The organism is Silanimonas algicola (assembly GCF_054777375.1).
Map to the genome: position 1 here is coordinate 77,141 of NZ_BAAHAS010000002.1, position 17,631 is coordinate 94,771.

Consider the following 17,631-nt stretch of genomic DNA (forward strand, 5'->3'; position numbering starts at 1 on the left):
CGGTGCTCCGTGGGCGTGAGGGGGCGGAAGTTTACTGCGCGCCGGCGTCCCCGGCGTCTGCGGCCTTCCCGCGCCGGGCCGTGGCCCGGGCCTGCAGGCCGCGCCAGCTGGCAGCCACGACCAGGCCCACCGAGAGCAGGGTTTCGGCCCAGGCCAGCGCCGTGACCTCGGGATTGCTCCAAAGCTCCATCACGCCATGCGAGAAGTACAGCAGGGCGGCCACACCACCCCAGAACCCGGCGCTCGGGCGCCGGAAGATCGCCAGCAGCAACGCGGGCAGGATCGGCAGGCTCATCAAGCCGAGCACGATCGCCGGCGGCAGCCACGTGGAGGGTGCCAGCCACAGGTGCCAGACGGGCTGCAGCAGGGCCAGCGCGAGGATCCAGGGCAGCGGTCGAAGCAGGGCGTTCATCGTTCCGAATCTCGCAGGGTCGTCGATCGTGGTGGGGGGCGACATCAGGCGAGGCGCCGGGCGACGTCGGCAAGCCGTCGGCCAAGGGCCTGAGCGAGCACCTTCTCGTCGTCACTCAAGGTCGCATCGTCGTTCGCGCCAGCCACGTGGCTGGCGCCATACGGCGTGCCGCCGCTCCGCGTGCTGGACAGGGCCGCCTCGGAGAACGGCAGGCCGACGATCAGGCAGCCGTGATGCAGGAGGGGTAGATGCATCGACAGCAGGGTCGATTCCTGCCCCCCGTGCATCGAGGCTGTCGAGGTGAACACCGCGGCTGGTTTGCCCACCAGCGCACCGGACGCCCACTCCGCCCCGGTGGTGTCGAGGAAGTGCTTCATCGGCGCGGCCATGTTGCCGAAGCGGGTCGGGCTTCCGAGGACCAGTCCGGCGCATTCGGACAGGTCGGCTTTGGTGACGTAGGGCGCGCCGTCGTCGGGCACCGGTGGGCTGGCCGTGGTGGTGGCTGGCGCCACCGGCGGGACGGTGCGCAGCCGCGCCGTCATGCCGTCGACCGATTCGATGCCGCGTGCGATCTGGCGCGCCAGCGCGGCCACCGAGCCGCCGCGACTGTAGTAGAGGACAAGCACGTCGGACATCGCGGTACCGGGCGGGAGAAGGGCCTCGAAGGCTAGCGCATCGGACGGCGTGGCCGGCGTGAGGCCACCGATCGGTCCGCTCGGCAGGCGCGGGCGGCATCCGCCGCGCTAGGCTTCGACCCATGACCCGGCTTGCTGTCCTCCAGCGTTGGTGGGATCGCCTTGATCGCGACCTCAGCACGACGTTCTTCCGCTTCCTCGCCCGGCGCTTCGTCGACGACCGCTGCTTCGAATCGGCGGGCGCGCTGTCGTACACGACCGTCTTTGCGCTGGTGCCGCTGTCGGCGGTGGTGTTCGCGATCCTCGCGGCCTTCCCGGTGTTCGACGCCTGGACGCAGGCCCTCGTCGACTTCGTGTTCCAGAACTTCGTTCCGGACGCCGCTTCGGCGGTGGCCGACACTCTCCACCAGCTGGCCGGCAGCGCCCGCCAGCTCAGCCTCAAGGGTCTCGTCGCCCTGATGGTGTCGGTGTTGCTGGTGATGCTGGCCATCGAGCAGACCTTCGACCGCATCTGGCGCGTACCGCAGCCGCGGCCGACGCTGTGGCGCCTCGTCGTGTACTGGACGCTGCTGACGCTCGGTGCCGTCCTGGCGGCGTCCAGCCTCGCGGCGAGCACATGGCTCTTCGCACTGCCGGCCTTCGCCCAGGCCAATGCCACCCTGGGGCAGCAGGCCCTTGCCGCGATGCCCTTCGTCGTCGCCTTCGTGGTGTTCACCACGGCGTACCGGCTGATCCCGAACCGGCCCGTGCCGCTGCGCTTCGCGCTGGCCGGCGCACTGCTGGCCGCCGTGCTGTTCGAGACCGCCAAGCACGGCTTCGCCTGGTACCTGCGCAACACGAACTTCGAGCAGCTCTACGGCGCCTTGGCCGTCATCCCGATCTTCCTGGTCTGGGTCTGGCTGAGCTGGCTCGTGGTGCTGCTGGGGGCTTCGCTGGCGGCCTCGTTGGGCGCTTTCCGCTACCAGCCTCGGCACCAGCGGCTGCCGGCCGGCGCCGAGCTCTACGCCTGCCTGCGTCTGTTGGCCCGCCTGGAGGAGAGCCGGCGCCACGGCCGCGGGCTCGATGCCGAAGCCTTGCGCGCCCTGGAGCCGGCGCTCACCGACGACCTTTGCCAGCGCCTGCTGGGCGGCCTCGCGGAACTGCAGGTGGTGCAGCGCGGGGAAAGCGGGGCGTGGCTGCCGGTGCGCGACCTCGCCACGGTCACGCTGGAGGACCTGCACGAGCGCCTCGGCCTGCGCCTACCGCCGGCGGATTGCACGCTGCCCGGTGCCGATGACGCCATCGGTCGTGCCGCGCTCTCGGCCCTGCGCCACCTGCGACAGCCCCTCGACACCGCCCTCAGGCATCCTCTCTCCGATTTCCTCCTTCCCGAACCGGACGCCCCGTGATGCCTTTCCGCTCCGCCGTTGCCCGACCCGTGCTTGCCGCGGCCGTTGCCCTCACGCTTGCGGCCTGCGGGCCGTCGACGTCGCCGGACGCCGGTCCGGTCGAGGCCGCCACGCCGATCGCCGACGCCACACGCCCCGAGCCGACGACGGCGGCAGCCACGGAGGCTGCGCCCGCCGTGCCGCCGCCGGCCGATGCCGCGAAGCCGACGCATCCCACGCTGGCGGTCGACACCGTGGACCACGGCCGTTTCGACCTCGCCGCGCACCGCGGCCGGTGGGTGGTGGTGAACTTCTGGGCCACGTGGTGCGCGCCCTGCCTCAAGGAGATCCCGGACCTCAACGCGCTGGATGCGAAGCGCGATGACCTCGTCGTCATCGGCCTGGCCTACGAGGAGATCACGCCCGAGGCGATGCGCGCCTTTTACGCCGAAAAGGTGAAGCCGGAGTACCCGGTCGCCATCGTCGACGTCTACAACCCGCCGGCTGATTTCGACACCCCGCGTGGCCTGCCCTTCACCGTGCTGGTGGCGCCGGACGGCGAGGTGGTGCACAAGTTCCTCGGTCCCGTCACGGGTGACGAGATCGAAGCGAAGATCAGCGAAGTCGCCGCGGTGTCCTCGACGACGGACGACGCCGGGTCGTCGCCGGCCTGACCGGCGCTTTGGAGTCCGAGCTGTCCGGGATCGGTGGCAGCGTTGCATAGCGTTCTGGCAAGGGCTTCCCGGGCAACCTCGGCAACGCCAGCGGGCGATCCTCCGGAGCCTGCCACGGCAGGCTGGCCAGCCAGTGGCGGATCATCGTCAGGCGCCCACGGCGCTGATCATTGAAGTCCACCAGTGTCCACGGCGCGTGCACGGTATGCGTGGCGGCGAGCATGGCCTCGCGGGCCCTGGTGTACTCGGCGTACTTCGCCCGGGCCTTGAGGTCGATGGGCGAGAGTTTGTAGCGCTTGAGCGGGTCCATGGCGCGTTCGGCGAAGCGCTCTTCCTGCCTTGCCTGGTCGACGCCCAGCCAGTACTTGGCGATTCGGATGCCGTCGTCCACCAGCAGTTTCTCGAACACGGGCACCTGTTCGAGGAACCCCCGGTACTGCGCATCGGTGCAGAAACCCATCACTTTCTCGACGCCGGCGCGGTTGTACCAGCTGCGGTCCATCAGCACGATCTCGCCCGCCGAGGGCAGGTGCGCGACGTAGCGCTGGAAGTACCACTGGCCGCGTTCCACATCGCTGGGCTTGTTGAGCGCGACGACGCGGCAGTGGCGGGGGTTCAGCGTCTCGGCGATGGCGTGGATCACGCCGCCCTTCCCGGCGGTGTCGCGGCCCTCGACGATCACCAGCAGGCGCTGGCCCGTGGAGGCCACCCAGCGTTCTGCCTCGGATAGCGCCAGCTGCAGAGGCGCGAGACGCTCGAGGTAGTCCTTCTTCTTCAACTTGCCGTTGCCGTTGTCGGCACCGTCATCGGTATCGTCGCGTCGGGCCGCCGCCTTGCTCTTCGCCATGCGCCGACGTTAGCGCGACCTCAGCCCCGCTGCATGGTCCCGCCGCGACCGGCGCCGACTCAGGCCGCGTCGGTGAGCAGCTTCAGCTCGTCGGCCTGGGCTTCTTGCGCCAGCCGCTGCACCAGCTCGTCGAGGTCGCCTTCGATGATCGTCGGCAGGGCGTAGAGCGTGAGCCCTTCGACGCGATGGTCGGTCACGCGGCCCTGCGGGAAATTCCAGGTGCGGATGCGGGCGCTGCGGTCGCCGCTGCCCACCTGCAGGCGGCGCGAGGCCGCGGTGGCGGCCTGCTGCGCGGCCACCTGCTGCTCGTACAGCGCCGACTTCAGGCGCTGCATGGCCTTGTCGCGGTTGGCGTGCTGGCTGCGCTCCGTCTGGCACTCGACCACGAGCCCGCTGGGCACGTGGGTGATGCGGATCGCCGATTCGGTCTTGTTGACGTGCTGCCCGCCGGCGCCCGAGCTGCGGAACGTGTCCACCTTCAGGTCGGCCGGGTTGATCACGACCTCGGCCACGTCCTCCAGCTCCGGCAGGATCGCCACCGTCGCCGCCGAGGTGTGGATGCGGCCCTGGGCTTCCGTCTCCGGCACGCGCTGCACGCGGTGGGTGCCGGATTCGTACTTCAGCTTGGAATACGCACCACGGCCTTCGATGCGCGCGACGATTTCCTTGAAGCCGCCGTGCTCGCCGGGGTTGGCGCTCTGCACCTCGACGCGCCAGCCCTGCCGCTCGGCAAAGCGGGCGTACATGCGGAACAGGTCGCCGGCGAAGATCGCCGCCTCGTCGCCGCCGGTACCGGCGCGGATCTCGAGGAACAGGTTGCCTTCGTCACGCGGGTCCTTCGGCACCAGCAGCAGGGTGAGCTCGTCGTCGAGCGCGGCCAGCGCGTCGCGGATGGCGGGCAGCTCGTCCTCGGCCATGGCGCGGAGGTCGGGGTCGGCCAGCATCGCCTCGGCTTCGCGGCGGTCGGCCTGCAGTGCGGCCTCGCGCGCCAGCGCATCGGCCACGGGCTGAAGTTGCGAGAACTCGCGGGAGAGCGCGCGGAACTTCGCGTTGTCGGCGATCACCGACGGCTCCGCGAGCAGGCGCCCGACTTCCTCGTGGCGCTCGGCGAGCGCCAGCAGCTTGCGGCGGAGCCCCGGGCTCATGCGGGGTCGCTGGGGCCGGGTTGCGAGCCGTCGGCAGCGAAGAGCTTGGCGGCGGCGGCCAGTGTCGCCGCGTCGCCGTCCAGCGCCGCCTGGCGAAGGGCCGTCGACGGGGCATGCAGCAGCTGGTTGGTGAGCTGGTGCGCAAGGCGTTCCATCACCGCCTCGGCCGGCTCGCCCGCCGCCAAGCGTTCGCGTGCCTTGGCGAGGGCCTCGGCCTTGGCCAGCTCGGCGCTGCGGCGCAGGGCGCGCAGGCTGTCCTGCTGCCCCTGCGCCCGCCACCAGGCCATGAAGTGTTCGACCGAGAGGTCGATGATCGCCTCCGCCTGTTCGGCGGCGGCCTGGCGCGAGGCCTTGCTTTCGCTGATGACCTGCTCGAGATCGTCGACGGTGTAGAGGTAGGCGTTCGCGAGGTCCGACACGCTGGCCTCGATGTCGCGTGGCACGGCGAGGTCGAGCAGGAACATCGGGCGTTGGCGGCGCGCCTTCAGCGCGTCGCGCACGTCGGCAGCCCGCAGCACGGGCTCCCGCGCGGCGGTGGCCGAGATCACCACATCGGCCTCGGGCAGGTGGCGCGCCAGTTCGGAGAGGGGCAGGGCATAGCCGCCGACCCTCGACGCCAAGGCCTGCGCGTGCTCCAGCGTGCGGTTGGCGATGAGCAGGCGCTTCGCCTCGGCGTTGACGAGGTGCTTGGCGGCCAGTTCGATCGTGTCGCCGGCACCGACCAGCAGCACGGTGGCGCGGTCGAGCTCGGCGAAGACCTGCCGCACCAGCCGCACCCCGGCGTAGGCCACGGACACCGGATGCGCGCCGATCCGGGTGTCGGTGCGCACCCGCTTGGCCACGGCGAAGCTCTGCTGGAACAGGCGGTCGAGCGGCGTGCGCAGACTGCCGGCGCCGCGCGCCTGCTGCCAGGCGTCCTTCACCTGGCCGAGGATCTGCGGCTCGCCCAGCACCAGCGAGTCGAGCCCCGTCGCCACGCGGAACAGGTGGCGCACGGCCGCATCGCCTTCATGCGTGTACAGGTAGGTGGCCAGCGCGTCGGTGGCGAGGCCGTTCCGTCGCGCCAGCCAGTCGACGACCGCCGGCACGCGGCCGTCATCGATGCGCGCATAGATCTCGGTGCGGTTGCAGGTGCTGACCAGCGCCGCTTCCTCGACGCCCTCGACCTGCCGGAGTTGCCGTAGCGTCTCAGCCATTTGCGCTTCGCCCACGGCCACCTTCTCGCGCACCTCGACGGGCGCGGTCTGGTGGTTCACTCCGAGGGCGATCAGGGGCATGGCGGGCGCGATGATGGGCGCGGGGTGACGGCGGGACGCTATTCTAGCGGCCCCGCTTGGAGTCACGATGAATCGCTGTCCCTGGAGTCCGTTGGCGACGGTTGCCGCCGTGCTGGTGCTGTTGGGGCCTGCCATGACCTCGCTGGCGACCGCAGCGCCGATGCCTCGTGACGTCCTCGAAGCGCTGATGGCGGCGGAGTTCGCCCGCGCCGGTCGCGATGTCGAGGCCTCTGCGGCGCATGCCTTGGTCGCGGCGAGGATGTCCCGCGATGCCGGGTTGGCGGAGCGCGCCGTCGAGGCCGCACTGGACGCCGACGACCCGGCGCGAGCTGCCGAGGCTCTCGGGCGCTGGGCCGAACTGCAGCCGCAGTCGGCGCGTCGCGACGCCCTCGCACTGCGCTTCCATGTCGTCCAGGGCGATGCCGACCGCGCCGTGGAGACGGCAGTGCGGTTGCTCGCCGACCCGTCGACCCTGCCGGTGCTGGTGGCGGGTCTCGAAGCGCCCTACCCGGACCAGGGGGTTATTGCACGCGCCGTGCTTCGCGCGCTTCGGGTCGACGGCCGCTTCCCGCAGCGGCTCGACGCTTGGCTGGCCATGGCCGGCCTCGCACAGCGGCTCGGGGACGCGGCGCTGTCGGCGCAATGGATCGACACCCTGACGCAGCGCTTCCCAGCCGACCCGCGTGCCGGCCTGCTGCGCGCGGAGCGGCTCACGCAACGCGGCGAGCGCGATGCGGCGCGTGCGGAAGTGCGCCTCGTGCTGTCGCGCGGCGACTTGCCTTCCGAGCAACGCCGGATCGCGGCCGAGGCCCTGGCGGTGCTCGGTGATCCGGAAGGCGCGGCGGCGGCCATGGCGGCGGGTCCGCAGGACGCCCGCTCGATGACGTTGCGTTCGACCTGGTTGGCCCGCGCCGGCGATTTGGAGGGTTTGCGCCTCCTCTTCCTCGAAGCGGAGACATTGGCGTCGCGCCAGGTGGTGCCCGAACCCGCGCTTCCCCTGTTGCTTGGTGAGCTCGCCGAGCGCCTGCAGGATTGGCCTGCCGCCGAACGTTGGTATCGGCGTCTCGACGAAGGCGAGGCCGGTGATCGGGCCCGCCTTCGCCTTGGCGTCGTCCTGGCGCGGCAGTCGCGTTTCGATGACAGCCTGGCCGCGCTGCGGGCGCTCCAGTCGGACGATCAGGCGGACGGAAGCATCCGCCGCGACGCGTTTCTCGCCGAGGCCGACCAGTGGGAATCCCGCCGCCGCCGCCAAGACGCCGAATCAGCCCTGACCCGTGGCCTTGCCGTGCTCGAAGACGACCCGGCCTTGCGCGTGGCTCGTGCACGCGTCGCGCGCAACGCCGGCAAATCCGCGGACGCCGAGGCCGAGCTCCGGGGCGTGCTTGCCCGCGATCCGCGGTATGCACCCGCGTTGCGCGCCCTGGGAGCACTTCTGCTTGTGCGCGGCGCCCCCGGCGACGCCGAGCCGCTGTTTGCCCGCGCTTGGGGCATCGAGCCCGGTGCGCCGACGGCCGCCGCCTGGGGGGAGTCGCTCTGGCTGCTGGGACGGACCGCGGAGGCGCGCGAGGCGTGGCAGCGCGGGCGTCAGCTCGACCCTTCGGACCCCGTTCTCACCGATACCTTGGAGCGCTACGGCCAATGATCTCGCGCGGCTTCGGCCTGCTGTTGCTCCTCGCCCTCGCCGGATGCGCGTCGTATCCGGGGGGCGTGCCGCCTGGTGGCGGGGAGGGCGCCAAAGGGCGCGGTGACACGGGCGCTGAGGGCGTTGCGCCCCCCGTGGACTCGCCGGAGGCCTTCGCCGCGCTCGCGGCCCGTGATTCGGCGCTGCGCCGCGCGTCCGCATGGTCGCTCACCGGGCGGATCGCCGTTGCCCGCGGGAATGATGGCGGAACCCTCGGTTTTTCATGGACGCAGCGCGATGAGGTCTTCGATCTCCGCCTGAGTGCTCCCGTGACCGGAAAACAGTGGCGTCTTCGTGGAAGCCCCGGCAGCGCGACCCTCGAGGGTCTCGAGGGCGGGCCGCGCCAAGGGGTGGATGCCGAAGCGCTGCTGCTCGAGGTCACCGGTTGGCGGCTACCCATCCGGCAGTTGCCCGATTGGGTGCGCGGTCTGCGGGGGGCGGGGCGGGTGTCGGACCTGGCGATCGATGGCTTCGGCCGGCCGGTCGGTTTTCGCCAGGACGCGTGGGCATTGTCCTATCGGGACTGGTGGCCGGGCGATCCGCCGTTGCCCAGACGGGTCTTCGCCGAGACGGATGGGGCTTCGGTCCGCCTTGTGGTCACCGAGTGGGGCGCGGTCCCTGCCGATGGGGTGGAGCGGCCGGAATGATGGTTCCCCCCGACGATCGGCCAGGATGGCTGGCCTATCCCGCGCCGGCCAAGTTGAACCTTTTCCTGGCCATCACCGGGCGTCGGCCGGACGGGTACCACGACCTTCAGACCGTGTTCCAGTTGCTCGATTGGGGGGATACCGTCTGGATCCGTCTCCGGGACGACAGTCGCATCGAGCGGCTGGGGGCGCCGGACTACGCGCCGGATCCCGCCAGGGATCTGGTGGTCCGGGCTGCGGAGCGGTTGCGCTCCCTGGCGGTCTCCAGCAATAGCGCCTGCAAGTTCAGCCAAGGCGCAGACATCAGCGTCCAGAAGCGCGTTCCAGTGGGCGGCGGGTTCGGCGGCGGATCCTCCGACGCGGCCACCGTGCTGGTGGCTCTCGATCGGCTCTGGGGGATGGCGCTTGGCGTCGAGCGTCTCGCGGCCGTCGCTCTTGCCCTGGGGGCCGATGTGCCGGTCTTCGTCCGCGGCTACAGCGGCTGGGCGGAGGGGGTCGGCGAGGCCTTGGTGCCGATGGCCTTGGGCAGGCGCCACTACGTCGTGGCCGACTCCGGGGTTTCCGTCCCGACAGCTGAACTCTTCCAAGCCCCTGATTTGAAGCGGGATGCGCCCCCCGCTACAATCGCCGACTTCCTTTCCGGGATGCTCCACGGCAACGCCTTCGAGCCGGTGCTGCGCCAGCGCGCGCCGCTTGTGTCGAGGCTGCTGGATCGTCTGGAGGCGTTCGGGGACGCGCGACTCACCGGTACCGGGGGCGGGTGTTTCGTCGAACTGCCTTCGCAGGCCGAGGCCGAAGCCGTGCAGCGCCAGCTGGCGGCCGAGGGCTGGGGTTGCCGGGCCTGCGTCGGCGTCGACCGCTCGCCCCTCCAGGCGGCGCTCGGCGCCTGACCGCAGGCAGGCGCGGCGCGAGTCGCGGCAACACACCACGTAGGGGCGTCGCCAAGAGGCCTAAGGCACCGGGTTTTGATCCCGGCATTTCGTAGGTTCGAATCCTACCGCCCCTGCCACACCGGTCCGCCCGGCCACACCTCCCCGGAGCCTTAGCGATGCGCAAGCAAAACCTGCTGCTGTTCACCGGCAATGCGAACCGCCCGCTGGCGCTGTCGGTGTGCCGGGAGCTCGGCGTGCCGCTGGGCAAGGCCCTCGTGGGCCGCTTCTCCGACGGCGAGGTGCAGGTCGAGATCGAAGAGAACGTCCGCGGCCAGGATGTGTTCGTCCTGCAGCCGACGAACGCGCCGACGGCCGAGAACCTGATGGAGCTGCTGGTGCTCGTCGACGCGCTGAAGCGCGCCTCGGTCGCCAGCGTCACCGCGGTCGTGCCGTATTTCGGCTATGCCCGCCAGGACCGTCGCCCGCGTTCGGCACGCGTGCCGATCACCGCGAAAGTCGCGGCCAAGATGTTCGGCGCCGTCGGCACCGACCGCCTGCTCACCATCGACCTGCACGCCGACCAGATCCAGGGCTTCTTCGACATCCCGGTCGACAACGTCTACTCCTCGCCCCTGCTGCTCGCCGACATCTGGCGCACGCACGGCACCGAGAACCTGATCGTCGTCTCGCCGGACGTCGGCGGCGTGGTGCGTGCGCGCAGCATCGCCAAGCGCCTGGACGACGCCGACCTCGCCATCATCGACAAGCGTCGCCCGCGCGCCAACGTGGCGACCGTGATGAACATCATCGGTGACGTCGATGGCAAGACCTGCGTGCTGGTGGACGACATCGTCGATACCGCCGGTACGTTGTGCGCCGCGGCTGCCGCACTCAAGAGCCAAGGTGCCCGCAAGGTCGTCGCCTACTGCACCCACCCGGTGCTGTCCGGCGCCGCGATCAGCAACGTTACCAACAGCCAGCTCGACGAGCTGGTCGTCACCGACACCATCCCGCTGTCGGAGACCGCGCGCCTGTGCCCGCGGATCCGCCAGCTCAGCGTCGCCGAACTGCTTGCCGAGACCGTCCGCCGCATCGCGTTCGGCGAATCGGTCTCCGAGCTCTACGTCGACTGATCGAACCTGCCGCCCCGGGGTGAATCCGGCGCGGCTGCTGCACCACTGCCCTGGTCGCGGGGCAGTGTCCCCACCGCCGCGAGGCGGTCACCACCAAGCAAGGCAACAACGAAATGGCCATCCACATCATCAACGCCACCAGCCGCAAGGACGAGGGTAAGGGTGCGAGCCGCCGCCTCCGTCGCAGCGGCCAGGTCCCGGCGATCGTCTACGGCGCCAACGCCAACCCGGAGTCGATCCAGCTCAACCACGAGAAGCTCTGGCTGATCCAGCAGAACGAGTGGTTCTACGCCTCGATCCTCGACCTCGACGTCGACGGCAAGGTGCAGAAAGTGCTGCTGCGTGACATGCAGCGCCACCCGTACAAGCAGATCGTCATGCATGTCGACTTCCAGCGCATCGACGAGAACGCGCCGATCCGCTTCACGGTGCCGCTGCACTTCGTGAACCAGGAAGGTTCGCCGGCCGGCAAGTCGGCGGGCGTCGTCATCACCCACGAGCTGAACGCGGTGGAAGTCTCGGCCCTGCCGAAGGACCTGCCGGAGTTCATCGAGGTCGACCTGTCGGCGCTGGCCGTCGGCGACATCGTCCACCTGTCGGCCCTCAAGCTGCCGGCCGGCGTGTCGATCCCCGAGCTGAAGCTGGGCAAGGAGCACGACCTCGCCGTCGTGATCGCCAAGCACGCCCGTGCCGCCGAGGAAGAAGTGGCTGCCCCGGCTGCCGCCGAAGTGCCGAGCACCAAGTCGGCCAAGGCCGCTGCCGCCCCGGCCGCCGCCGCCCCGGCCAAGCCTGCGAAGAAGAAGTAATCGCGTCGTCCGCGGCGCCCTGATCGGGCGCCGCGACGGAGTCAGCGATTACCGAATCAGCCATGGCTGGCTTGCGCCTCATTGTCGGACTGGGGAATCCCGGTGCCGAATACGACCGGACCCGGCACAACGCCGGGTTCTGGTTTGTTGACGCCCTCGCGGCGCAGGCGAACGCCCGCTGGGGCCTCGATTCGAAGCTGCACGGCGAGATCGCGAAAGCGGAGCTGGCCGGGCACACGCTGTGGCTGTTGAAGCCCGGCACGTTCATGAACGCCTCGGGCCGCTCGGTGGCCGCGGCGCTGCGCTACTGGAAGATCGACCCGTCGGAGTGCCTCGTCGCCCACGACGAGCTCGACCTGGCGGCGGGCGTGGCGCGCCTCAAGTTCGATGGCGGCCACGGTGGGCAGAATGGCTTGCGCGACATCCACGGTCGGCTCGGGCATGGCAAGTACCACCGCCTGCGGGTCGGCATCGGCCACCCGGGCGACAAGACCAAAGTGACGCCTTGGGTGTTGGGACGCCCGGGGCGCGACGACGAGGCGGCCATCCGCGCCGCGATCGACGACGCGCTGCGCGTGCTGCCCCTGGCGCTCGCCGGCGATTTCCCCGAGGCGATGAAGCGCCTCCACACCCCGCCATCCTCGCGCTGACGTTTCCGTCGGCGCATCCAGAACCGGAGTCACCATGGGCATCAAGTGCGGCATCGTCGGCCTGCCGAACGTCGGCAAGTCCACCCTCTTCAACGCGCTGACGAAGGCCGGTATCGCCGCGGAGAACTACCCCTTCTGCACCATCGAGCCGAACGTCGGCATTGTCGAGGTGCCGGACAAGCGTCTCCAGCAGCTGGCCGAGATCGTCAAGCCGCAGAAGGTGCAGCCGGCCATCGTCGAGTTCGTCGACATCGCCGGCCTCGTGGCCGGCGCCAGCAAGGGCGAAGGCCTCGGCAACCAGTTCCTCGCCAACATCCGCGAGACCGACGCCATCGTGAACGTCGTGCGCTGCTTCGACGACGCCAACGTCGTGCACGTGTCCGGTCGCGTCGACCCGATCGCCGACATCGAAACCATCGTCACGGAGCTGGCGCTCGCCGACCTCGGCGCCGTGGAAAAGGCGATCCAGCGCGAGGGAAAGCGCGCGAAGTCCGGCGACAAGGACGCGCAGAAGCTGGTCGCCGTCTTGGAGCGCCTGATGCCCGTGCTGAACGAGGGTCGCCCGGCGCGCACGCTGGAGTTCAGCGATGACGAGAAGCTGCTGTTGAAGCCCCTCTGCCTGCTCACCATCAAGCCGGCCATGTACGTCGGCAACGTGCTCGAGGACGGCTTCGAGAACAACCCTCACCTCGACCGCCTGCGCGAGTTCGCCTCGCGCGAGAAGGCGCCGGTCGTGGCCGTGTGCGCCAAGATCGAGGCCGAGCTCGCCGACCTCGACGATGCCGACAAGCAGGCCTTCCTCGAGGACCTCGGTTTCGAGGAGCCCGGCCTGAACCGACTGATCCGTGCGGGCTACGACCTGCTCGGCCTGCAGACCTACTTCACGGCCGGCGTGAAGGAAGTGCGCGCCTGGACCATCCACAAGGGCGACACCGCCCCGAAGGCGGCCGGCGTCATCCATACCGACTTCGAGAAGGGCTTCATCCGCGCCCAGACCATCGCCTTCGACGACTACATCGCCTTCAAGGGCGAGCAGGGGGCCAAGGAAGCGGGCAAGCAGCGCGCCGAGGGCAAGGACTACGTCGTCAAGGATGGCGATGTCCTGAACTTCCTGTTCAACGTCTGAAGCGGGTTGGGCCAGCGGAGCGGAAATCCCCCGCGACGCGTTGACAAGGTGAAAAGCCCTCGCCAGAATATGCGGCTCTGTCGGAGGAATACCCAAGCGGCCAACGGGGGCAGACTGTAAATCTGCTGGCTCACGCCTTCGGTGGTTCGAATCCACCTTCCTCCACCACTCCCGGCGCCTCGCGGCGACGCGGGTGGGAAGAACGGTCCAGCCCTCGGGCGGGAGTAGTTCAATGGTAGAACCTCAGCCTTCCAAGCTGATGGTGCGGGTTCGATTCCCGTCTCCCGCTCCATGGTTCCACCCGCAACACCAAAACTCGCTCACATAGCTCAGTCGGTAGAGCACTTCCTTGGTAAGGAAGAGGTCGCTGGTTCGATTCCAGTTGTGAGCACCATCCTACGAACCATCATCACCGGGTAGACGGCAATGGCAAAGGGCAAGTTCGAGCGCACCAAGCCTCACGTGAACGTGGGCACGATCGGTCACGTTGACCACGGCAAGACGACGCTGACGGCGGCGCTGACGAAGATCGGTGCCGAGCGTTTCGGTGGTGAGTTCAAGGCTTACGACCAGATCGACGCGGCGCCGGAAGAGAAGGCTCGCGGCATCACGATTTCGACCGCGCACGTGGAATACGAGTCGCCGACGCGCCACTACGCGCACGTCGACTGCCCGGGCCACGCGGACTACGTGAAGAACATGATCACGGGTGCGGCGCAGATGGACGGCGCGATTCTGGTGTGCTCGGCCGCTGACGGCCCGATGCCGCAGACGCGCGAGCACATCCTGCTGTCGCGCCAGGTGGGCGTGCCGTACATCGTGGTCTTCCTGAACAAGGCGGACATGGTGGACGACGCCGAGCTTCTCGACCTGGTCGAGATGGAAGTCCGCGAGCTGCTGTCGAAGTACGACTTCCCGGGCGACGACACGCCGATCATCAAGGGCTCGGCCCGTCTGGCGCTGGAAGGCGACCAGTCGGAGATCGGCGTCCCGGCGATCCTGAAGCTGGTCGAGGCGCTGGACACGTTCATCCCGGAGCCGCAGCGCGACGTCGACCGTCCGTTCCTGATGCCGGTCGAAGACGTGTTCTCGATCTCGGGTCGCGGCACGGTGGTGACGGGTCGCATCGAGCGCGGCGTGATCAAGGTCGGCGAGGAAATCGAGATCGTCGGCATCCGCGACACGCAGAAGACGACGGTGACGGGCATCGAGATGTTCCGCAAGCTGCTGGACCAGGGCCAGGCGGGCGACAACGCGGGCCTGCTGCTGCGCGGCACGAAGCGTGACGACGTGGAGCGCGGTCAGGTCCTGGCGAAGCCGGGCTCGATCAAGCCGCACACGACGTTCGAGTCGGAGGTGTACGTTCTGTCGAAGGAAGAGGGCGGCCGCCACACGCCGTTCTTCAAGGGCTACCGCCCGCAGTTCTACTTCCGCACGACGGACGTGACGGGTTCCATCGAGCTGCCGGAAGGCGTCGAGATGGTGATGCCGGGCGACAACATCAAGATGGTCGTCACCCTGATCGCCCCGGTCGCGATGGACGAGGGCCTGCGCTTCGCGATCCGCGAAGGCGGCCGCACCGTCGGTGCCGGCGTCGTGGCCAAGATCATCAAGTAATAGACTGCGAGGGCAGCGCCGTCCCGGCGCCGTTTCCGCACGGGATGGCGGGCCGCAACACGGTCCGCCATTGCCGTTTAAAGCAAGCCCGCTCCAAGACAATGTACGCCAGTAGCTCAATTGGCAGAGCAGCGGTCTCCAAAACCGCAGGTTGGGGGTTCGAGTCCCTCCTGGCGTGCCACCAGCAAGGTCGTCGTTCCCCCGGGGCGCGGCCGGGAAACGCATGAACACCAAGGTCGAATCGACGAATTCCGCGGTGAACCCGCTGGATCTGGCCAAGTACGCGGCGGCAATCCTGCTACTCGCCGGCGGCGTTGCCGGCTGGTATCTGCTCGACTGGCCGACGCCGATTCGCGTTCTGGTCATGATCCTGGCGGTTCTGGGTGCCGGCGCGGTCGGCGCCTTCACGGCGAAGGGTCGCGAGGCGCAGGAGTTCGTCAGGGAGTCCTTGTTCGAGCTCCGCAAGGTGGTTTGGCCGAGCACCGACGAGTCGGTCCGTACGACGATCGTCATTCTCATCGTCGTGGTCATTGTCAGTCTGGTCCTCGCCGGTTTCGATTACGTCATTTCGCAGGGCGTCCGTGCGCTCCTCGAGCAGAACGGAGGTGCGGCATGAGCAAGCGCTGGTACGTGGTCCACGCCTATTCGGGTTTCGAGAACCAGGTCGCCAAGGCGCTCGAGACGCGCATCGCGCGTTTCGAGATGCAGGAGAAGTTCGGCCAAGTGCTGGTCCCGACCGAAGAGGTCGTGGAAATGCGCGCCGGGCAGAAGCGCAAGTCGGAGCGGAAGTTCTTCCCCGGTTACGTGCTGGTACAGATCGAGACGACGGACGAAGCCGGCATCCCGCGCATCGACAACGAAAGCTGGCACCTGATCAAGGAGACCCCGAAGGTCATGGGCTTCATCGGCGGTACCGCCGAGCGTCCCCTGCCGATCAAGGACAGCGAGGCCGATGCGATCCTCGCCCGCGTCCAGGAGGGCGTCGACAAGCCGAAGCCGAAGGTGCTGTTCGCGCCGGGCGAGATGGTCCGCGTCGTCGATGGGCCGTTCAACGACTTCAACGGCACGGTCGAAGAGGTCAACTACGAGCGCAGTCGCTTGCGCGTCGCTGTGATGATCTTCGGCCGCTCGACCCCGGTCGAGCTCGAGTTCGGCCAGGTCGAGAAGGCCTGACCCCCGTCCGGGCCGCGGCCCGGGCCAGCCAACGGGCCTCGGCCCCCACGTCGCGGCAGGGACACCGGCAAAACCGGACTTCTGCCGCGTCGTCGTTCAGGAAGGTTCCGTTCCTCTGAGGTAAGCTTGCGGGCTTCCCTTCGGGGACGCGTGAAGCCAGGGCACGTCATTCCCTGGAAACGATGGGGAGGCTGCATCGCGCAGCCGCATGCACCCGGAGAGCAGTCATGGCAAAGAAAGTTGTCGGTTACATCAAGCTGCAGGTGAAGGCCGGTCAGGCCAACCCCTCGCCGCCGGTCGGTCCTGCGCTGGGTCAGCGCGGCCTGAACATCATGGAGTTCTGCAAGGCGTTCAACGCCGCGACCTCCAAGCTGGAGCCGGGTCTTCCGACGCCGGTCATCATCACGGCCTACTCGGACCGTACCTTCACCTTCGTCACCAAGAGCACGCCGGCCACGGTGCTGCTGAAGAAGGCGGTGGGCATCACGTCGGGCTCCAAGCGTCCGAACACCGACAAGGTGGGCAAGGTCACCCGCGCCCAGCTGGAAGCCATCGTGAAGCAGAAGGAGGCCGACCTGACGGCCGCCTCCCTCGACGCCGCGGTGCGCACGATCGCGGGCTCGGCCCGTTCCATGGGTCTGGTGGTGGAGGGTTAAGCCATGGCGAAGATTTCGAAGCGTTACAAGGCCCTTTCGGCCCTCGTCGTCCCGGGCAAGCAGTACGCCCTCAACGACGCCTTGGATATCATCACGAAGAACGCCAAGACGAAGTTCGTCGAGTCGGTGGACGTCGCTGTCCGCCTCGGCGTCGACGCCAAGAAGTCGGACCAGCAGGTGCGCGGTTCGACCGTGCTGCCCGCCGGTACCGGCAAAACCGTGCGCGTCGCCGTGTTCTGCCCGCCGGGCGCCAAGGCTGACGAAGCCCTGGCAGCCGGCGCGGAAGCCGTGGGCATGGACGACCTGGCCGACAAGATGCTGGCCGGCGACCTCGACTACGGCGTCGTCATCGCCACGCCGGACGCCATGCGTGTCGTCGGCAAGCTGGGCCAGGTGCTCGGCCCGCGCGGCCTGATGCCGAACCCGAAGGTCGGCACCGTCTCGGCCAACCCGGCCGAAGCCGTCAAGAACGCCAAGTCGGGCCAGGTCCGCTACCGCACCGACAAGGCCGGCATCATCCACTGCACCATCGGCAAGGCCAGCTTCTCGGCCGACGCGCTGTCGCAGAACCTGCACGCGCTGCTCGCCGACCTGGTCAAGGCCAAGCCGGCCACGGCCAAGGGCCAGTACCTGCAGAAGATCTCGCTGAGCTCGACGATGGGCGTCGGCGTGACGATCGACCAGGCCAGCCTGTCGCTCGCCAAGTAACACGTTCAAGTCCGCCGCGGCCCTCGGGTCGCGGCGGCGCAATTTAGAAGGCGCCCGCATCCCGCGGGGGCCATCTAAGACCGCAGGTGCGGTCAGCGCGGATCGACGTCGGGCAAGGATGCACGAAAGGCAAGGAATCGCCGTCGACCCAAGCGGGCCCGCTTAATCCGGCCGCAAGGCCTGTCCTGCGCAGATGGTGCACCTT

The 17,631-nt window shown here is 69.1% G+C and carries 18 protein-coding genes, 5 tRNA genes and 1 pseudogene; 19 read left to right on the forward strand and 5 right to left on the reverse strand.

What is annotated here, in order from left to right; all coding sequences use genetic code 11:
• Positions 1 to 31: 31 nt before the first annotated feature.
• Together ACYVAK_RS05495 and wrbA are read right to left on the reverse strand one after the other, a co-directional pair.
• On the reverse strand, positions 32 to 457 hold the full coding sequence (locus ACYVAK_RS05495; RefSeq protein WP_461058815.1) for a DUF2069 domain-containing protein: 426 nt from the start codon (positions 455 to 457) through the stop codon (positions 32 to 34).
• Positions 457 to 1,047 (reverse strand): NAD(P)H:quinone oxidoreductase, encoded by a 591-nt coding sequence (wrbA, locus tag ACYVAK_RS05500; protein WP_461058817.1) that lies wholly within the window; start codon positions 1,045 to 1,047, stop codon positions 457 to 459. Before wrbA ends, ACYVAK_RS05495 begins: the two co-directional genes overlap by 1 nt.
• Before the next feature lie 122 nt (positions 1,048 to 1,169).
• Here wrbA and ACYVAK_RS05505 point away from each other — a divergent pair, with 122 nt between their 5' ends.
• Both ACYVAK_RS05505 and ACYVAK_RS05510 read left to right on the forward strand, forming a co-directional pair.
• Complete coding sequence (locus ACYVAK_RS05505) at positions 1,170 to 2,435, forward strand: YihY family inner membrane protein (RefSeq protein WP_461058819.1); 1,266 nt, start codon at positions 1,170 to 1,172, stop codon at positions 2,433 to 2,435.
• The gene (locus ACYVAK_RS05510; protein ID WP_461058821.1) at positions 2,435 to 3,088 is read left to right on the forward strand and encodes a TlpA family protein disulfide reductase; all 654 of its coding nucleotides are present in this window, start codon (positions 2,435 to 2,437) and stop codon (positions 3,086 to 3,088) included. Before ACYVAK_RS05505 ends, ACYVAK_RS05510 begins: the two co-directional genes overlap by 1 nt.
• A 22-nt stretch (positions 3,089 to 3,110) precedes the next feature.
• Here the strand turns inward: ACYVAK_RS05510 and ppk2 are convergent.
• The 3 genes and pseudogenes from ppk2 to hemA all read right to left on the reverse strand — a co-directional run.
• Positions 3,111 to 3,935 (reverse strand): annotated as a pseudogene (ppk2, locus tag ACYVAK_RS05515) (polyphosphate kinase 2); the annotation flags it as partial.
• Positions 3,936 to 3,994: 59 nt separating this feature from the next.
• A complete protein-coding gene (gene prfA, locus ACYVAK_RS05520; RefSeq protein WP_461058823.1) occupies positions 3,995 to 5,080 on the reverse strand; it encodes a peptide chain release factor 1 in 1,086 nt (361 codons plus the stop codon).
• Positions 5,077 to 6,357 carry a glutamyl-tRNA reductase gene (hemA, locus tag ACYVAK_RS05525; protein WP_461058825.1) on the reverse strand — a complete coding sequence of 427 codons (1,281 nt, stop codon included), beginning with the start codon at positions 6,355 to 6,357 and terminating at the stop codon, positions 5,077 to 5,079. The genes prfA and hemA overlap by 4 nt, the downstream gene beginning before the upstream one ends.
• A 67-nt stretch (positions 6,358 to 6,424) precedes the next feature.
• Between hemA and ACYVAK_RS05530 the strand changes: the two genes are divergently transcribed.
• The 17 genes from ACYVAK_RS05530 to rplA all read left to right on the forward strand — a co-directional run bounded on the left by ACYVAK_RS05530 (position 6,425) and on the right by rplA (position 17,426).
• Positions 6,425 to 7,999, forward strand: a complete 1,575-nt coding sequence (locus ACYVAK_RS05530; RefSeq protein WP_461058827.1) for a tetratricopeptide repeat protein — start codon at positions 6,425 to 6,427, stop codon at positions 7,997 to 7,999.
• Complete coding sequence (lolB, locus tag ACYVAK_RS05535) at positions 7,996 to 8,685, forward strand: lipoprotein insertase outer membrane protein LolB (RefSeq protein WP_461058829.1); 690 nt, start codon at positions 7,996 to 7,998, stop codon at positions 8,683 to 8,685. Before ACYVAK_RS05530 ends, lolB begins: the two co-directional genes overlap by 4 nt.
• Entirely contained in the window at positions 8,682 to 9,575 is an 894-nt protein-coding gene (gene ispE / locus ACYVAK_RS05540; protein ID WP_461058831.1) for a 4-(cytidine 5'-diphospho)-2-C-methyl-D-erythritol kinase, read from the forward strand. Before lolB ends, ispE begins: the two co-directional genes overlap by 4 nt.
• Positions 9,576 to 9,616: 41 nt before the next feature.
• A tRNA-Gln gene (locus ACYVAK_RS05545) sits at positions 9,617 to 9,694 on the forward strand.
• A gap of 39 nt (positions 9,695 to 9,733) precedes the next feature.
• Positions 9,734 to 10,690, forward strand: coding sequence for a ribose-phosphate diphosphokinase (locus ACYVAK_RS05550; RefSeq protein WP_461058833.1), 957 nt, complete (start codon positions 9,734 to 9,736; stop codon positions 10,688 to 10,690).
• Positions 10,691 to 10,803: 113 nt separating this feature from the next.
• Complete coding sequence (locus ACYVAK_RS05555) at positions 10,804 to 11,496, forward strand: 50S ribosomal protein L25/general stress protein Ctc (RefSeq protein ID WP_461058834.1); 693 nt, start codon at positions 10,804 to 10,806, stop codon at positions 11,494 to 11,496.
• A 62-nt stretch (positions 11,497 to 11,558) separates the two neighbouring features.
• Positions 11,559 to 12,146, forward strand: a complete 588-nt coding sequence (gene pth / locus ACYVAK_RS05560; protein ID WP_461058836.1) for an aminoacyl-tRNA hydrolase — start codon at positions 11,559 to 11,561, stop codon at positions 12,144 to 12,146.
• A 34-nt stretch (positions 12,147 to 12,180) separates the two neighbouring features.
• The gene (gene ychF, locus ACYVAK_RS05565; protein ID WP_461058838.1) at positions 12,181 to 13,272 is read left to right on the forward strand and encodes a redox-regulated ATPase YchF; all 1,092 of its coding nucleotides are present in this window, start codon (positions 12,181 to 12,183) and stop codon (positions 13,270 to 13,272) included.
• An 82-nt stretch (positions 13,273 to 13,354) separates the two neighbouring features.
• A tRNA-Tyr gene (locus ACYVAK_RS05570) sits at positions 13,355 to 13,440 on the forward strand.
• A 50-nt stretch (positions 13,441 to 13,490) separates the two neighbouring features.
• Positions 13,491 to 13,564: transfer RNA gene (locus ACYVAK_RS05575), tRNA-Gly, on the forward strand.
• A 26-nt stretch (positions 13,565 to 13,590) separates the two neighbouring features.
• Positions 13,591 to 13,666: transfer RNA gene (locus ACYVAK_RS05580), tRNA-Thr, on the forward strand.
• A 32-nt stretch (positions 13,667 to 13,698) separates the two neighbouring features.
• A complete protein-coding gene (gene tuf, locus ACYVAK_RS05585) occupies positions 13,699 to 14,889 on the forward strand; it encodes an elongation factor Tu (RefSeq protein ID WP_461058840.1) in 1,191 nt (396 codons plus the stop codon).
• 105 nt (positions 14,890 to 14,994) lie between these two features.
• Positions 14,995 to 15,070 (forward strand) — tRNA-Trp (locus tag ACYVAK_RS05590).
• A 42-nt stretch (positions 15,071 to 15,112) separates the two neighbouring features.
• The gene (gene secE, locus ACYVAK_RS05595; protein WP_461058842.1) at positions 15,113 to 15,505 is read left to right on the forward strand and encodes a preprotein translocase subunit SecE; all 393 of its coding nucleotides are present in this window, start codon (positions 15,113 to 15,115) and stop codon (positions 15,503 to 15,505) included.
• Complete coding sequence (gene nusG / locus ACYVAK_RS05600) at positions 15,502 to 16,062, forward strand: transcription termination/antitermination protein NusG (protein WP_461058844.1); 561 nt, start codon at positions 15,502 to 15,504, stop codon at positions 16,060 to 16,062. The genes secE and nusG overlap by 4 nt, the downstream gene beginning before the upstream one ends.
• Before the next feature lie 227 nt (positions 16,063 to 16,289).
• Positions 16,290 to 16,718, forward strand: a complete 429-nt coding sequence (gene rplK, locus ACYVAK_RS05605; RefSeq protein ID WP_461058846.1) for a 50S ribosomal protein L11 — start codon at positions 16,290 to 16,292, stop codon at positions 16,716 to 16,718.
• A gap of 3 nt (positions 16,719 to 16,721) precedes the next feature.
• Positions 16,722 to 17,426: a 50S ribosomal protein L1 gene (gene rplA, locus ACYVAK_RS05610; protein WP_461058847.1), complete on the forward strand. Its 705-nt coding sequence runs from the start codon at positions 16,722 to 16,724 to the stop codon at positions 17,424 to 17,426.
• The last annotated feature ends 205 nt before the right edge of the window (positions 17,427 to 17,631 follow it).

Excerpts from the sequence above, each read along its gene's own strand:
- ACYVAK_RS05505 (WP_461058819.1), top strand. The coding sequence starts at position 1,170 with ATGACCCGGCTTGCTGTCCTCCAGCGTTGGTGGGATCGCCTTGATCGC.
- lolB (WP_461058829.1), top strand. The coding sequence starts at position 7,996 with ATGATCTCGCGCGGCTTCGGCCTGCTGTTGCTCCTCGCCCTCGCCGGA.
- pth (WP_461058836.1), top strand. The coding sequence starts at position 11,559 with ATGGCTGGCTTGCGCCTCATTGTCGGACTGGGGAATCCCGGTGCCGAA.
- ispE (WP_461058831.1), top strand. The coding sequence starts at position 8,682 with ATGATGGTTCCCCCCGACGATCGGCCAGGATGGCTGGCCTATCCCGCG.
- tuf (WP_461058840.1), top strand. The coding sequence starts at position 13,699 with ATGGCAAAGGGCAAGTTCGAGCGCACCAAGCCTCACGTGAACGTGGGC.
- rplA (WP_461058847.1), top strand. The coding sequence starts at position 16,722 with ATGGCGAAGATTTCGAAGCGTTACAAGGCCCTTTCGGCCCTCGTCGTC.
- rplK (WP_461058846.1), top strand. The coding sequence starts at position 16,290 with ATGGCAAAGAAAGTTGTCGGTTACATCAAGCTGCAGGTGAAGGCCGGT.
- wrbA (WP_461058817.1), bottom strand. The coding sequence starts at position 1,047 with ATGTCCGACGTGCTTGTCCTCTACTACAGTCGCGGCGGCTCGGTGGCC.
- secE (WP_461058842.1), top strand. The coding sequence starts at position 15,113 with ATGAACACCAAGGTCGAATCGACGAATTCCGCGGTGAACCCGCTGGAT.
- ACYVAK_RS05510 (WP_461058821.1), top strand. The coding sequence starts at position 2,435 with ATGCCTTTCCGCTCCGCCGTTGCCCGACCCGTGCTTGCCGCGGCCGTT.
- nusG (WP_461058844.1), top strand. The coding sequence starts at position 15,502 with ATGAGCAAGCGCTGGTACGTGGTCCACGCCTATTCGGGTTTCGAGAAC.
- ACYVAK_RS05495 (WP_461058815.1), bottom strand. The coding sequence starts at position 457 with ATGTCGCCCCCCACCACGATCGACGACCCTGCGAGATTCGGAACGATG.
- ACYVAK_RS05555 (WP_461058834.1), top strand. The coding sequence starts at position 10,804 with ATGGCCATCCACATCATCAACGCCACCAGCCGCAAGGACGAGGGTAAG.
- ACYVAK_RS05550 (WP_461058833.1), top strand. The coding sequence starts at position 9,734 with ATGCGCAAGCAAAACCTGCTGCTGTTCACCGGCAATGCGAACCGCCCG.
- ACYVAK_RS05530 (WP_461058827.1), top strand. The coding sequence starts at position 6,425 with ATGAATCGCTGTCCCTGGAGTCCGTTGGCGACGGTTGCCGCCGTGCTG.
- prfA (WP_461058823.1), bottom strand. The coding sequence starts at position 5,080 with ATGAGCCCGGGGCTCCGCCGCAAGCTGCTGGCGCTCGCCGAGCGCCAC.
- hemA (WP_461058825.1), bottom strand. The coding sequence starts at position 6,357 with ATGCCCCTGATCGCCCTCGGAGTGAACCACCAGACCGCGCCCGTCGAG.
- ychF (WP_461058838.1), top strand. The coding sequence starts at position 12,181 with ATGGGCATCAAGTGCGGCATCGTCGGCCTGCCGAACGTCGGCAAGTCC.